The organism is Aquimarina aggregata (genome assembly GCF_001632745.1).
GTDB lineage: Bacteria > Bacteroidota > Bacteroidia > Flavobacteriales > Flavobacteriaceae > Aquimarina > Aquimarina aggregata.
In genome coordinates, this window is the sequence record NZ_LQRT01000042.1 from 1 (window position 1) to 1,961 (window position 1,961).

The window sequence follows — 1,961 nt, forward strand, 5'->3', positions numbered from 1 at the left end:
ACTGGGCAAACAGGAGCTACTGGTGCAACAGGACAAACAGGTGCTACTGGACAAACAGGAGCTACTGGTGCAACAGGACAAACTGGAGCAACAGGACAAACAGGTGCTACTGGACAAACAGGAGCTACTGGTGCAACAGGACAAACCGGAGCCACTGGACAAACAGGTGCTACTGGTGCAACAGGTCAAACAGGAGCCACTGGACAAACAGGTGCTACTGGTGCAACAGGTCAAACAGGAGCCACTGGGCAAACAGGAGCTACTGGTGCAACAGGACAAACTGGAGTCACTGGGCAAACAGGAGCTACTGGTGCAACAGGACAAACAGGTGCTACTGGACAAACAGGAGCTACTGGTGCAACAGGACAAACTGGAGCAACAGGACAAACAGGTGCTACTGGACAAACCGGAGCTACTGGTGCAACAGGACAAACAGGTGCTACTGGACAAACAGGAGCTACTGGTGCAACAGGACAAACAGGAGCTACTGGTGCAACAGGACAAACTGGAGCCACTGGACAAACCGGAGCAACAGGACAAACCGGAGCAACAGGACAAACTGGTGCAACAGGACAAACCGGAGCCACTGGGCAAACAGGAGCAACAGGTCAAACAGGAGCTACCGGAGCAACAGGACAAACCGGAGCAACAGGACAAACAGGAGCTACCGGAGCAACAGGGCAAACTGGAGCCACTGGGCAAACAGGAGCTACTGGTGCAACAGGACAAACAGGAGCCACTGGACAAACAGGAGCAACAGGTCAAACAGGTGCTACTGGTGCAACAGGACAAACAGGAGCCACTGGACAAACAGGTGCTACTGGTGCAACAGGACAAACTGGAGCCACTGGGCAAACAGGAGCTACCGGTGCAACAGGACAAACCGGAGCCACTGGGCAAACAGGAGCTACTGGTGCAACAGGACAAACAGGTGCTACTGGACAAACAGGAGCTACTGGACAAACCGGAGCAACAGGTCAAACAGGAGCTACCGGAGCCACTGGACAAACAGGAGCTACTGGTGCAACAGGACAAACTGGAGCAACAGGACAAACAGGTGCTACTGGACAAACAGGAGCTACTGGTGCAACAGGACAAACTGGAGCCACTGGACAAACCGGAGCAACAGGAGCTACCGGAGCAACAGGTCAAACAGGAGCAACAGGACAAACCGGAGCCACTGGACAAACAGGAGCTACCGGAGCAACAGGACAAACTGGAGCCACTGGACAAACAGGTGCTACTGGTGTAACAGGACAAACCGGAGCAACAGGACAAACTGGAGCCACTGGGCAAACAGGAGCTACTGGTGCAACAGGAGCAACAGGACAAACAGGAGCAACAGGACAAACCGGAGCAACAGGTCAAACCGGAGCAACAGGACAAACCGGAGCTACCGGAGCAACAGGTCAAACTGGAGCCACTGGACAAACAGGAGCAACAGGACAAACCGGAGCAACAGGACAAACTGGAGCTACCGGAGCAACAGGTCAAACAGGAACTACCGGAGCAACAGGTCAAACAGGAACTACCGGAGCAACAGGACAAACAGGAGCAACAGGTCAAACCGGAGCCACTGGACAAACCGGAGCTACCGGAGCAACAGGACAAACTGGAGCCACTGGACAAACAGGTGCTACCGGAGCAACAGGTCAAACAGGAGCTACCGGAGCAACAGGACAAACTGGAGCCACTGGGCAAACAGGAGCTACTGGTCAAACTGGACAAACAGGAGCTACCGGACAAACTGGAGCAACAGGACAAACCGGAGCAACAGGACAAACTGGAGCAACAGGACAAACCGGAGCTACTGGTGCAACAGGACAAACCGGAGCCACTGGACAAACAGGTGCTACTGGTGTAACAGGACAAACAGGAGCAACAGGACAAACTGGAGCCACTGGACAAACAGGTGCTACCGGAGCAACAGGACAAACTGGAGCCACTGGGCAAACAGGAGC

General features: G+C 54.2%; 1 protein-coding gene. It reads left to right on the forward strand.

Annotated features, from left to right (window positions below):
- Window positions 1–1,961 (forward strand): hypothetical protein (locus tag AWE51_RS21030; RefSeq protein WP_198403852.1); only part of this gene is annotated, 1,961 nt, incomplete at both ends.